This is a genomic window from Streptomyces sp. NPDC088707, from assembly GCF_044752725.1.
In the GTDB taxonomy this organism is placed as follows: Bacteria; Actinomycetota; Actinomycetes; order Streptomycetales; family Streptomycetaceae; genus Streptomyces.
Genome location: NZ_JBIVLV010000003.1, coordinates 435,129 through 447,709, shown reverse-complemented (window position 1 = coordinate 447,709; position 12,581 = coordinate 435,129). Strand labels below are relative to the sequence as shown.

Below are 12,581 nucleotides of genomic sequence, written 5' to 3'. Positions count from 1 at the left end.
CCCCGTCTCTCCTCACCCCACACCCCGCGAGATCAAGGAGGCCGCTGTGGCCCTGAAGACTGTGACCGACGCTTCCTTCGAAGAGGACGTCCTCAAGAGCGACAAGCCCGTCCTGGTGGACTTCTGGGCCGAGTGGTGCGGCCCGTGCCGCCAGATCGCCCCGTCGCTCGAGGCCATCGCCGCCGAGCACGGCGAGATCGAGATCGTGAAGCTCAACATCGACCAGAACCCGGCCACGGCTGCCAAGTACGGCGTCATGTCCATCCCGACGCTGAACGTGTACCAGGGCGGCGAGGTCGTGAAGACGATCGTCGGTGCCAAGCCCAAGGCCGCCATCCTGCGCGACCTCGAGGGCTTCGTCGAGCCGACCAAGGCCTGACGCTCCCCCTCTGCTGCACCGTTTCACGTGAAACAGGAGCAGCGTTTCACGTGAAACAGAGACGGCCCGCCCTCGTCAGGGGGCGGGCCGTTCTTGTGTCCCGAGCGAGCCGCCCCGCGGCCCGGCACTACAGGGGACGCAGGACGGGTTCCTTCTGGACCGCGCCGAGGAGCCGGTCGAGCGCCATCTCGACGTCCTCCTTCCAGGAGAGCGTCGTCCGAAGTTCCAGCCGCAGCCTGGGGAAGGCCGGATGCGGCCGCACCGTCTTGAAGCCCACCGCCAGCAGATGGTCGGCCGGCAGCACGCAAGCGGGCTCCTTCCACCGGGCGTCCCCGAACGCCTCGATGGCCTTGAAGCCCCTCCGCAGCAGATCCTTGGCCACGGTCTGTACGACCATCCGGCCCAGCCCCTGCCCCTGGTAGCCCGGCATGATCCAGGCCGTCATCAACTGCGCGGCATCGGCCGCCACAGGGCTCGTGGGGAAGGCGGTGGAACGCGGGACATAGGCCGGGGGAGCGTAGAGGACGTAGCCGACCGGTACCTCGTCGACATAGACCACCCGGCCGCAGGAGCCCCACTCCAGGAGAACGCCCGAGATCCAGGCCTCCTTCTCCGGTTCCGAACGCCCGGCCTTCACCGCGGCTTCCCCGCTGACCGGGTCGAGCTCCCAGAAAACGCAGGAGCGACACCGTTTGGGCAGATCCGGAAGGTTGTCCAGTGTGAGCGGTACGAGCCGACGCCCCACGGCCGCGCCTCACTTCCCTCGCGATCAAGCACGGATACGCCTCCTGGAATCGTATCGATCGGTTGATCGGGACGACACCGCTCATAGGCAAAGGGCGGGCCGCGTTCCGGTGAAACCGGAGCACGGCCCGCCCTCAGCGGCCTTGGACGACGGAAGGCGTCAGCCCTCCGCCCCCTTCTCGGCGTTCTTCTGGTCCATGACCCGCCCCTCGCCGGGAGCCAGGGTCGCCAGGATCCGGTCCAGATCCTCCACCGAGGCGAACTCGACGACGATCTTTCCCTTCTTCTGACCGAGGTCGACCTTCACCCGGGTCTCGAAGCGGTCCGAAAGGCGGGAGGCGAGATCCGTGAGCGCGGGCGAGACGCGGCCACCGGCACGCGGCTTCGTCGGCTTGACCGCACCGCCGGGCTCCTCGGAGCCCATGAGGCTCACCATCTCCTCGACGGTGCGCACCGAGAGACCCTCGGAGACGATCCGGTACGCCAGCTTGTCCTGGGCCTCCGGGTCCTCGACACCGAGCAGCGCCCGCGCGTGGCCGGCCGAAAGCACTCCGGCGGCGACCCGGCGCTGCACCGGCGGGGAGAGACGCAGCAGGCGCAGCGTGTTGGAGATCTGCGGGCGGGAGCGCCCGATCCGCTCCGCGAGCTGGTCGTGGGTGCAGCCGAAGTCCTTGAGCAGCTGCTCGTAGGCGTGAGCCTCTTCGATCGCGTTCAGCTGGGCGCGGTGCAGGTTCTCCAGGAGCGCGTCCAGGAGCATCTTCTCGTCGTCGGTGTCCCGGACGATCGCCGGGATCCGCTCAAGACCCGCTTCCTTGGACGCCCGAAGACGCCGCTCGCCCATGACCAGCTCATAGCCCTCGTCATCGGTCTTGCGCACGACGACGGGCTGGAGGAGGCCGACCTCCTTGATGGAGACGACGAGCTCCGCCAGGGCGTCCTCGTCGAAGACCTCACGCGGCTGGTGCCGGTTGGGAACGATGGAGTCGAGCGGAAGCTCGGTGAAGTAGGCACCCGCCGGAGGCTCCGGCCGGACCGCCGGCTCGGCGTCGTTCCACGACGGCGCCGACTCCGGAGACTGCGCGCTCTGCGGGAGGGACGCCAGCTTCGCGGCCGCCACCCCCCGGCCCGAGGGCATGGCGGGGGCCGCCGCACCCGGCGAGGCCACACCCACGCCACCCGACGGCGACTGCCGTTCCTGGGGAGCAGCGGGGATCAGCGCACCGAGCCCACGCCCCAATCCCCTACGTCGCTCACTCACTGGATCCCCTCCGACATGCTGCGCTGGTGGTTCTGGTGCCCGACATGGGCGTGCTGCGGGTCATAGTGCACGGCGGCCCCCCGCAGGGCGATCTCACGAGCCGCTTCGAGATACGACAGGGCACCGCTGGAGCCCGGGTCATAGGTGAGGACCGTCTGCCCGTAGCTGGGTGCCTCCGAGATGCGGACGGACCTCGGAATGCTGGTCCGCAGCACCTCCTCGGCGAAGTGGGTGCGCACCTCGTCGGCGACCTGGGAGGCGAGCCTCGTCCGGCCGTCGTACATGGTGAGCAGGATCGTCGAGACATGGAGCGCCGGGTTGAGGTGCCCCCGGACCAGGTCGACGTTCCGCAGGAGCTGGCCGAGCCCCTCCAGCGCGTAGTACTCGCACTGGATCGGGATCAGCACCTCGGCTCCGGCCACCATGGCGTTGACCGTGAGGAGACCGAGCGAGGGCGGGCAGTCGATCAGGATGTAGTCGAGCGGCTGCTCGTAGGCCTGGATCGCCCGCTGCAGGCGGCTCTCACGGGCCACGAGCGACACCAGCTCGATCTCCGCGCCGGCGAGGTCGATGGTCGCGGGGGCGCAGAAGAGGCCCTCGACATCCATGACCGGCTGCACGACTTCGGAGAGCGGCCTGCTGTCCACGAGAACGTCGTAGATCGAGGGGACCTCGGCGTGGTGGTCGATGCCGAGCGCCGTGGAGGCGTTGCCCTGGGGGTCGAGGTCGATGACCAGGACCCGGGCCCCGTGGAGGGCGAGGGACGCGGCAAGGTTGACGGTCGTGGTCGTCTTGCCCACGCCGCCCTTCTGATTGGCGACCACCATCACGCGAGTCTGCGCCGGGCGGGGAAGTCCCTCGCCGGCACGACCCAGGGCCTCTACTGCCAGCTGGGCAGCACGACCAATGGGGGTGTCGTCCATCGGGGGCGGTGTTTCACGTGAAACATCCTCCCCCGCCGATTCGGTTCGGGGACCGGGGACCGGATCGGTCATCGGTCCCGCGATGTTGGCGTCGGACCGCAAGGATTCACTCTCCTCGGCTTCAGGCTCGCGATGGGGAGAGCCTGCCATGCTTTCGGGGTCGTGAACCAGCGAGGCCGGTGGTTCTGTGGGTGAATCCACCTCTGTGGACATCTCCGTAACCCTCACGGGTGGGTTCACGCGGGATCTACGGTCCCGGGGCGTGGCAGCCGCGCGACCGCGGCTGATGATCCCCTGCAGCAGTGAGCGATGTTTCACGTGAAACACCATGCCCCTGCTGCCCGGCCGGGACCGTTCGACACTCCGAAATGGTACGAATGCGACGCTCAGCGGCGTCGACGGGTCTTGCTCGTCCGGGCGGCCTTGGCACGCTTGGCGGCGAACCGCACACCACCCGGGCTCTCGCCGACCTCCACCCGTACGACCGTGGACAGCGGATCGACGATCCCCTCGCCCACCTGCAGCACGGAGGTCTCCACCACACCGAGACGGGAGAGCGCGGCGCGAGCCCCGTTGATCTCCTCCTCCGCGGTGTCACCCTTGAGCGCCAGCATCTCTCCGTACGGACGCAGCAGAGGAACGCCCCAGCCGGCCAGCCGATCGAGCGGCGCCACCGCGCGGGCCGTCACCACGTGCACGGGCGTGATCTTGCCGAGCATCTCCTCCGCGCGCCCCCGGACCACAGTCACATGGTCGAGGCCGAGCAGCTCGACGACCTCCTGAAGGAAGTTCGTCCGGCGGAGAAGCGGCTCCAGAAGCGTGATCTTCAGGTCGGGCCTGACCAGCGCCAGCGGAATACCGGGAAGCCCGGCGCCCGAGCCGACATCGCAGACGGTGACGCCCTCGGGGACGACCTCGGAGAGAACGGCGCAGTTCAGCAGGTGCCGCTCCCAGAGCCGCGGGACCTCACGCGGGCCGATCAGACCGCGCTTCACACCCGCGTCCGCGAGGAGCTCCGCGTACCGCACGGCCTCCGGGAAGTACTCACCGAAGACTGTCCGCGCCTGCTCCGGAGCCTCGGGGAGCTCCGCTTCCTCCGTCACGGGAACCGTCCTTCCGTACCGCCCGCATCAGGTGCGGGCGCACTGTGGTGGCTGACTATCAAGGCTGACAAAGATCGGCCCCGCCTGCGAACAGACGGGGCCGACACTACGTGAGGGTTCAGGCCGGGAGAACAACGACGAAGCGCTGCGGCTCCTCGCCCTCGGACTCGCTGCGCAGACCGGCGGCGGCGATCGCGTCGTGCACGACCTTGCGCTCGAACGGCGTCATCGGGTCCAGCTTGACCGGCTGGCCGGTGGACTTGACCTCGCCCGCGGCCTTGGCGCCCAGCTCGGCGAGCTCGGCACGCTTCTTGGCGCGGAAGCCGGCGATGTCGAGCATCAGACGGCTGCGGTCACCGGTCTCCCGGTGCACGGCCAGCCGGGTCAGCTCCTGGAGCGCCTCCAGGACCTCGCCGTCGCGGCCCACGAGCTTCTGCAGCTCACGAGCCGAGTCGCTGATGATCGAGACCGCGGCCCGGTCCGCCTCGACGTCCATGTCGATGTCGCCGTCGAGATCGGCGATGTCGAGCAGGCCCTCGAGGTAGTCGGCCGCGATCTCACCCTCCTGCTCCAGGCGGGTCAGGGTGTCGCCACCCTCGGCGGCGGCGGAGATGGTGCCTTCCGTCACGGATGGACTCCTTCTTGCTTCGGCGAGGCTTACTTCTTGGAGGACGGGTGCTTGGGCCGCTGCTGGCCCTTGCGCTGGCCGGACTTGCCCTGCTGGCGGGAGCCTCCGGAGTTGGCACGGGGACGCGCGGGCTTGTCGCCCTGCGCCTCGTCCTTCGGCTCTTCCTTGGCGGCGGCCGTGGCCGAACCCTGGGGCTTCTTCTCGAGCGAGGTGGTCGGCGCCTCTTCGGCGGCCGGCTCGGAAGCTTCCTCGGTGTCCTTCGCCGTGGCGTGCTGGGCCGCGGCGGCCTGGCGCTGGGCCTTGGTCTGACGCTTGGGCTGCTGGCGCTTGGCGGCGGGACCGCCCTCGGCCTCGGCCTCGATGGTGTCGCTCTTGATCACGGTGCCGTCGGCCTGGGCGGCGAAGCCGGCCTTGGTCAGGCCCGAGAAGAAGCGTCGCTCGTTCTCGTTCCGGTCGCTGGTGCTCTTGGCGACGATCACCTTGACGATGGCCTTGCGCCGACGGCCGCGGACCTCTTCGTGCTGCGTGATGCTCTTCAGCAGACGCTGCAGGTAGGAGTCCTGCGCCTTGCTGCCCGGGGTCGGGTTCTGGTTGATCACGTACATCTGCTGGCCCATGGTCCACACGTTGGTGGTCAGCCAGTAGACGAGGACACCGACGGGGAAGTTGATGCCCATGACGGCGAAGATCACCGGGAAGATGTACATGAGCATCTTCTGCTGCTGCATGTACGGGGTCTTCACCGAGAGGTCGACGTTCTTCATCATCAGCTGGCGCTGGGTGAAGAACTGCGAGGCCGACATCATGACGATCATGACCGCGGTGACGATGCGGACCGAGACCAGCGAGGCGTCGAGCGCGGCGACCTCGGCGGCGGAGTCGGTGAACTTCGACGCCAGCGGGGCACCGAAGATGTGGGCCTGACGGGCGCTGGCCAGCAGGGTGTCGTCGATGACGCCGATGGTCTTGCCCGAGGCGATGCTGGAAAGCACGTGGTACAGGGCGAAGAAGAACGGTGACTGCGCCAGGATGGGAAGGCACGAGGAGAGCGGGTTGGTACCCGTCTCCTTGTACAGCTTCATCATCTCTTCGGACTGACGCTGCTTGTCGCTCTTGTAGCGCTCCTGGATCGCCTTCATCTTCGGCTGGAGCGCCTGCATGTTCCGCGTCGACTTGATCTGCTTGACGAACAGCGGGATCAGACAGATACGGATCAGCACCACGAGGGACACGATGGAAAGGCCCCAGGCCCAGCCCGTGTCAGGGCCGAAGATCGCCCCGTACACCTTGTGGAACTGGACGATCACCCATGAGACAGGTGTGGTGATGAAGCTGAACAGACTGGCAATCGTGTCCACTAATCAGGCTCCTTGAGCATTGGGCGAGGTCTCTGCGGCCGGGCTCGTCTCGGCGGTGGACCCGCCCTTGTCGCCGCGCAGCGCGTTCCTCAGCATTTCGTGCCAGCGCGGGCGCTTACGCGGGGGGACATGGTCCACGCCGCCGGGCGACCACGGGTTGCACCGCAGGATGCGCCAGGCGGTCAGGGCTGTGCCCTTGATCGCGCCATGCCGGTCGATGGCCGTGAATCCGTAGTGGGAACACGACGGGTAGTACCGGCAGACGGGCCCGAGAAGCGGGCTGATCGTCCACTGGTACAGCTTGATGAGAGCCAGCAGCGGGTACTTCATCGCGCGCCCCCTCCCAGCAGCCGCTGAAGAGCGGCGTCCAGGTCTCGGGACAGCTGTGCGTGTTCGGCGTCGCCGGCTCCGGGCAACGCCCGTACGACCACCAGGCTACCGGGGGGCAGCTCGGCGAGCCGGTCGCGGACGAGGTGGCGCAGACGACGCTTCACTCGGTTGCGTACGACCGCACCGCCCACGGCCTTGCTCACGACGAAACCCGCACGTGCCGGGGGAGCGCTCTCCCCAGGCGCGTGCGGGTTCGTTGCACCGCTGCGTAGGTGGACGACGAGGAGCGGGCGACCGGCCCGGCGACCTCGGCGTACCGCGGTTGCGAAGTCCTCGCGCCGCCTCAGCCGATTCTCGGTAGGCAGCACGTCATGACCTGCTTAAGCAGATCAGGCGGACAGCTCAGTGCGACCCTTGGAACGGCGGTTCGCAAGGATGGCTCGGCCGGCACGCGTACGCATCCGCAGGCGGAAGCCGTGGGTCTTGGCGCGACGACGGTTGTTCGGCTGGAAGGTGCGCTTGCTCACTCGGGGGCTCCAGAAATGATTCGTAGATGGCGGGACATCGCCTGGCTGTCACCGTGCGCCCACGAGTAGCTCGCAATACGCCCGAGTGCACCGCTACACGTTCACAAACCGTGATCTTTGCCCATCGGAGGCAGGCGGCAGCAGCCATCGACAACTCGACCTGGTCACGGTACGCGCGGCTACGCCATCCGGTCAAACCGACCTGTCGCCACCTCCCATTGTGCACAGGCTGTGGACAACAACTTGAACCACGTCAGCCGCCGCGACTACCGTGGTTGGACTCCACAATCTTTTCCGTTCTGTCCTTACCTGTCCTCACGGGTCCGTCCTCACGGACATCGACCCACCGTCCCCCGAGAACCACACCATCGTGGGACCTGCGAGAAAGCGTGCCCTGTGGCTGACGTTCCTGCTGATCTTGCCGCAGTGTGGCCACGCGTCCTCGAGCATCTCCTCGCAGAGGGCCAGCAGGGAATCGAGCCCAAGGACAAGCAGTGGATCGAGCGCTGCCAGCCCCTCGCCCTGGTCGCCGACACGGCGCTCCTCGCCGTACCCAACGAGTGGGGCAAGCGCGTCCTCGAGGGCCGGCTCGCCCCGCTGATCAGCGAGACCCTCAGCCGTGAGTGCGGGCGCCCGATCCGGATCGCGATCACCGTCGACGACTCCGTCGGCGAGCCGACCCCGCCGGCGCCCCCGCTCCAGCAGTCGCAGCAGCCGCGCTACGACGAGCGCCAGCAGCCCGGGCCGTACGAGAAGTACGACGGCGGCTACGGCCACCGGCCGATGCCCGACGACGGGCTGCCCACCGCCCGCCCGGCCTACCCGGACTACGCGCAGCAGCGCCCCGACCCCGGCGCCTGGCCGCGCACGCAGGAGGACCTGTCCTGGCAGCAGCCCCGGCTGGGCGGCTACCAGGAGCGGGCCCCGTACACCGGCCCGACCGGCCCCGAGCAGTCCCGGCCGTCGCGGTACGACGAGCCGCCCCGGGGCTACGAGCAGCAGCGGCCCGAGCGCGCCGAGCTGCCCGACCCGCAGAACCACGGCGCCCGCCCAGGGCCCCGGCCCGGCGGTCCGGGGGGTGGCGGCCCCGGCGGCGGCCACGGTTCCTCCTCCGCGCAGGGCTCCGGAGCGCCCGGTGAGCAGCACGCGCGGCTGAACCCCAAGTACCTCTTCGACACCTTCGTGATCGGTTCCTCGAACCGCTTCGCGCACGCGGCCGCGGTCGCGGTGGCCGAGGCGCCGGCCAAGGCGTACAACCCGCTCTTCATCTACGGGGAGTCGGGCCTCGGCAAGACCCATCTGCTGCACGCGATCGGGCACTACGCGCGGAGCCTCTACCCGGGCACGCGCGTGCGGTACGTGAGCTCGGAGGAGTTCACGAACGAGTTCATCAACTCGATCCGCGACGGCAAGGGCGACGCCTTCCGCAAGCGCTACCGCGACGTGGACATCCTGCTCGTCGACGACATCCAGTTCCTCGCGAGCAAGGAGTCGACGCAGGAGGAGTTCTTCCACACCTTCAACACCCTCCACAACGCGAACAAGCAGATCGTGCTCTCGTCGGACCGGCCGCCCAAGCAGCTGGTGACCCTGGAGGACCGGCTCCGCAACCGTTTCGAGTGGGGCCTCACCACCGATGTGCAGCCGCCGGAGCTGGAGACGCGTATCGCGATCCTCCGCAAGAAGGCGGTGCAGGAGCAGCTCAACGCCCCGCCGGAGGTACTGGAGTTCATCGCGTCCCGGATCTCGCGGAACATCCGTGAGCTGGAGGGCGCGCTGATCCGGGTGACGGCCTTCGCGAGCCTCAACCGGCAGCCGGTGGACCTCGGCCTCACCGAGATCGTCCTCAAGGACCTGATCCCGGGCGGCGAGGACTCGTCGCCGGAGATCACGGCACCGGCCATCATGGCGGCCACCGCCGACTACTTCGGTCTGACGGTGGAGGACCTCTGCGGATCCTCGCGCAGCCGCGTCCTGGTGACGGCCCGGCAGATCGCCATGTATCTGTGCCGCGAGCTCACGGATCTGTCGCTGCCGAAGATCGGCGCGCAGTTCGGCGGCCGTGACCATACGACGGTGATGCACGCGGACCGGAAGATCCGCGCGCTGATGGCGGAGCGGCGCTCCATCTACAACCAGGTCACCGAGCTCACCAACCGCATCAAGAACGGCTGACGGCCCGGCCGGCTGCGGCCGGCCTCCGAAGGGCGCCCCGGGACACCTCCCGGGGCGCCCTTCGGCGTCCCCCGGGACTCCCGGAGAGCGGTCCGGGAGTCGCCTTGAGGCGGTCTTCCGGCTCTCCCGGCGTTCTCCTGGAGCCGTCCTCAGGCTGTCCACAGGGGCTCCGGGAAGCCTTCGGGACCCCTCCGGAAGGCTTCCCGAGCCGTCCTGGAGACGCCGAGAGGGCCTCCGGGAGCCCGCCCTGAGCGCCCGCGACCACTGCCCGGGACCCCTTACGGGGGACGGACTGTTCGATTACTCCGTTCCGGTGGCGGGTTCTCCACAGATTGCGGGATGATCTCCCGTCCACAGGGTGGGGACTGTCGAGTTATCCGGATTATGTCCACAGGCCGGACTGCTGACAGATCATCACCCCAGGTCAGACCCCTGTGGAATTGTTGGTAAAAGATCTCCACAGGCTGTGGACAGAACTTTCGTCCACAGGGGCTCCCGAAGGTTGTCCACCGGCTGCCCACAGGGAGGGGTCCGTTGCCCACAGCTTCTCCACACCCCTGTCCACTGTTCGGCAACGAAACACCCCCGCTCACTGGCCCGAGTGAAAGCCGTCACACCAAGGGAGACGTTTGGGCTGTGGGGAACCTGGGGAAAGCTGGGGACAGCGCTGGGGAGAACTCCCCCTGGCCTGTGTACCGGGTGTGCAGAACTTTCGGGTGTCCACAGAGAACCCCAGTTGTCCACCGGCTCCACCCACAGGCGCAGTGGACAAAAAACCGGGCCTGACCTGGGAAAACGACGTTATCCACCGTTTCCACAGGCCCTACTACTACTCCCACTTAGAGTTAGCTAGGAATCCGCTTCGAAGTGGGGCCTGTGCACAACTCGGCGCCGGAGCTCCGACGCGCTCTCGTCGCGACTTGACCCCGAGCAGCACCGAGTGTCGGCGGCGTACGTCAGACTGGTTCCCGCAGTCGACGAAGAGCCAGCAACAAGCAGGAGGCGGTTCCGGTGAAGATCCGGGTGGAGCGCGACGTACTTGCCGAGGCGGTGGCCTGGGTGGCCCGCAGCCTCCCGGCCCGTCCGCCGGCCCCCGTCCTCGCGGGCCTTCTGCTGAAGGCCGAGGACGGCGCGCTGAGCTTCTCGAGCTTCGACTACGAGGTCTCGGCGCGAGTCTCCGTCGAGGCCGAGGTCGAGGAGGACGGCACCGTCCTCGTCTCCGGCCGACTGCTCGCCGACATCTGCCGTGCTCTCCCCAACCGACCGGTGGAGATCTCCACAGACGGTGTACGGGCGACCGTGGTCTGCGGCTCCTCCCGCTTCACCCTCCACACCCTGCCTGTGGAGGAGTACCCGGCGCTGCCGGAGATGCCCACCGCGACCGGCACCGTCCCCGGTGAGGTCTTCGCCTCCGCCGCCGCGCAGGTGGCCATCGCCGCCGGCCGCGACGACACGCTGCCCGTGCTCACCGGTGTGCGCATCGAGATCGAGGGCGACACGGTCACCCTGGCCTCCACCGACCGCTACCGCTTCGCGGTCCGCGAGTTCCTGTGGAAGCCGGAGTCCCCGGACGCCTCCGCGGTCGCCCTGGTGCCCGCGAAGACCCTCCTGGACACCGCCAAGGCGCTCACGAGCGGCGACACGGTCACCCTGGCGCTCTCGGGCTCCGGCAAGGGCGAGGGCCTCATCGGCTTCGAGGGCGCGGGCCGCCGCACCACCACCCGTCTCCTCGAGGGCGACCTGCCGAAGTACCGGACGCTCTTCCCCACCGAGTTCAACTCGGTCGCGGTCATCGAGACCGCCCCGTTCGTCGAGGCCGTCAAGCGCGTGGCCCTGGTGGCCGAGCGCAACACCCCGGTCCGGCTGAGCTTCGAGCAGGGCGTGCTGATCCTGGAGGCCGGCTCCAGCGACGACGCACAGGCTGTGGAGCGCGTCGACGCGCAGCTCGAGGGCGACGACATCTCGATCGCCTTCAACCCGACCTTCCTGCTGGACGGCCTGAGCGCGATCGACTCCCCGGTCGCCCAGCTCTCCTTCACGACCTCCACCAAGCCCGCGCTGCTGAGCGGCAAGCCGGCCGTGGACGCCGAGGCGGACGAGGCGTACAAGTACCTGATCATGCCGGTGCGCCTCAGCGGCTGAGCCGGCTGACGTCGGTCTCTTCGGGGAATCGCCTGAGCGGCTGACCCCACAGGTGTGCACCCGGGTCCGGGCGTAGGCTCGGATCCGGGTAAACCGCACACGACGCTTAAGGAATCTCTGATGGAGCTCGGTCTCGTCGGTCTCGGCAAGATGGGCGGCAACATGCGTGAGCGCATCCGCCGCGCAGGCCACACCGTCATCGGATACGACCGCAATCCGGACCTCGCCGATGTCCACAGCCTCGAGGAGCTTGTGGGCAAGCTCAAGGGGCCCCGCGTCGTGTGGGTCATGGTTCCGGCCGGTGCCGCGACCCAGTCCACCATCGACGAGCTGGCCGACCTGCTCTCCCCCGGCGACATCGTCGTGGACGGCGGCAACTCCCGCTGGACGGACGACGAGAAGCACGCCGAGGAGCTCGCGGCCAAGGGCATCGGCTTCGTCGACTGCGGCGTCTCCGGTGGTGTCTGGGGCCTGGAGAACGGCTACGCGCTGATGTACGGCGGCTCCGCCGAGGACGTCGCGAGGGTCCAGCCGGTCTTCGACGCGCTCAAGCCCGAGGGTGAGTTCGGCGCCGTGCACGCCGGCAAGGTCGGCGCCGGCCACTTCGCGAAGATGGTCCACAACGGCATCGAGTACGCGATGATGCAGGCCTACGCCGAGGGCTGGGAGCTCCTGGAGAAGGTCGACTCCGTCACCGACGTGCGCGAGGTCTTCCGCTCCTGGCAGGAGGGCACGGTCATCCGTTCCTGGCTGCTGGACCTCGCGGTCAACGCCCTGGACGAGGACGAGCACCTGGACAAGCTGCGCGGCTACGCGTCGGACTCCGGCGAGGGCCGGTGGACGGTCGAGGCCGCCATCGACAACGCCGTACCGCTGCCGGCGATCACCGCCTCGCTGTTCGCGCGGTTCGCCTCCCGCCAGGACGACTCCCCGCAGATGAAGATGATCGCCGCGCTGCGCAACCAGTTCGGTGGCCACGCGGTCGAGACGAAGAAGTAATCCACAGGCTGTGCA

The 12,581-nt window shown here is 68.5% G+C and carries 13 protein-coding genes; 4 read left to right on the top strand and 9 right to left on the bottom strand.

Annotated elements, in window-relative coordinates; genetic code table 11:
• The first annotated feature begins 46 nt into the window (after positions 1–46).
• A complete protein-coding gene (trxA, locus tag ACIP84_RS12835; RefSeq protein WP_030321223.1) occupies positions 47–379 on the top strand; it encodes a thioredoxin in 333 nt (110 codons plus the stop codon).
• Between the two features lie 127 nt (positions 380–506).
• On the opposite strand, the gene ACIP84_RS12830 is transcribed toward trxA, so the two are convergent.
• The 9 genes from ACIP84_RS12830 to rpmH all read right to left on the bottom strand — a co-directional run bounded on the left by ACIP84_RS12830 (position 507) and on the right by rpmH (position 7,250).
• Positions 507–1,124 (bottom strand): GNAT family N-acetyltransferase, encoded by a 618-nt coding sequence (locus ACIP84_RS12830; RefSeq protein ID WP_073908727.1) that lies wholly within the window; start codon positions 1,122–1,124, stop codon positions 507–509.
• A gap of 159 nt (positions 1,125–1,283) precedes the next feature.
• The gene (locus ACIP84_RS12825; RefSeq protein WP_401797792.1) at positions 1,284–2,381 is read right to left on the bottom strand and encodes a ParB/RepB/Spo0J family partition protein; all 1,098 of its coding nucleotides are present in this window, start codon (positions 2,379–2,381) and stop codon (positions 1,284–1,286) included.
• Positions 2,378–3,454: a ParA family protein gene (locus ACIP84_RS12820; RefSeq protein WP_401797790.1), complete on the bottom strand. Its 1,077-nt coding sequence runs from the start codon at positions 3,452–3,454 to the stop codon at positions 2,378–2,380. The genes ACIP84_RS12825 and ACIP84_RS12820 overlap by 4 nt, the downstream gene beginning before the upstream one ends.
• 236 nt (positions 3,455–3,690) lie before the next feature.
• The gene (gene rsmG / locus ACIP84_RS12815) at positions 3,691–4,407 is read right to left on the bottom strand and encodes a 16S rRNA (guanine(527)-N(7))-methyltransferase RsmG (protein ID WP_055601064.1); all 717 of its coding nucleotides are present in this window, start codon (positions 4,405–4,407) and stop codon (positions 3,691–3,693) included.
• Positions 4,408–4,525: 118 nt separating this feature from the next.
• On the bottom strand, positions 4,526–5,035 hold the full coding sequence (locus tag ACIP84_RS12810) for a R3H domain-containing nucleic acid-binding protein (RefSeq protein ID WP_148003353.1): 510 nt from the start codon (positions 5,033–5,035) through the stop codon (positions 4,526–4,528).
• Between the two features lie 29 nt (positions 5,036–5,064).
• A complete protein-coding gene (gene yidC, locus ACIP84_RS12805) occupies positions 5,065–6,393 on the bottom strand; it encodes a membrane protein insertase YidC (protein WP_401797787.1) in 1,329 nt (442 codons plus the stop codon).
• Between the two features lie 3 nt (positions 6,394–6,396).
• Positions 6,397–6,723: a membrane protein insertion efficiency factor YidD gene (gene yidD / locus ACIP84_RS12800; RefSeq protein WP_015034858.1), complete on the bottom strand. Its 327-nt coding sequence runs from the start codon at positions 6,721–6,723 to the stop codon at positions 6,397–6,399.
• Positions 6,720–7,091 carry a ribonuclease P protein component gene (rnpA, locus tag ACIP84_RS12795; protein ID WP_266967060.1) on the bottom strand — a complete coding sequence of 124 codons (372 nt, stop codon included), beginning with the start codon at positions 7,089–7,091 and terminating at the stop codon, positions 6,720–6,722. The genes yidD and rnpA overlap by 4 nt, the downstream gene beginning before the upstream one ends.
• A gap of 21 nt (positions 7,092–7,112) precedes the next feature.
• Positions 7,113–7,250: a 50S ribosomal protein L34 gene (gene rpmH, locus ACIP84_RS12790; protein ID WP_079045023.1), complete on the bottom strand. Its 138-nt coding sequence runs from the start codon at positions 7,248–7,250 to the stop codon at positions 7,113–7,115.
• Positions 7,251–7,646: 396 nt separating this feature from the next.
• Between rpmH and dnaA the strand changes: the two genes are divergently transcribed.
• The 3 genes from dnaA to gnd all read left to right on the top strand — a co-directional run bounded on the left by dnaA (position 7,647) and on the right by gnd (position 12,566).
• Positions 7,647–9,425, top strand: a complete 1,779-nt coding sequence (gene dnaA / locus ACIP84_RS12785; protein WP_355957196.1) for a chromosomal replication initiator protein DnaA — start codon at positions 7,647–7,649, stop codon at positions 9,423–9,425.
• 1,011 nt (positions 9,426–10,436) lie between these two features.
• Positions 10,437–11,567, top strand: coding sequence for a DNA polymerase III subunit beta (dnaN, locus tag ACIP84_RS12780; protein ID WP_030205035.1), 1,131 nt, complete (start codon positions 10,437–10,439; stop codon positions 11,565–11,567).
• A 120-nt stretch (positions 11,568–11,687) separates the two neighbouring features.
• Positions 11,688–12,566, top strand: a complete 879-nt coding sequence (gnd, locus tag ACIP84_RS12775; protein WP_355957193.1) for a phosphogluconate dehydrogenase (NAD(+)-dependent, decarboxylating) — start codon at positions 11,688–11,690, stop codon at positions 12,564–12,566.
• Positions 12,567–12,581: the final 15 nt, after the last annotated feature.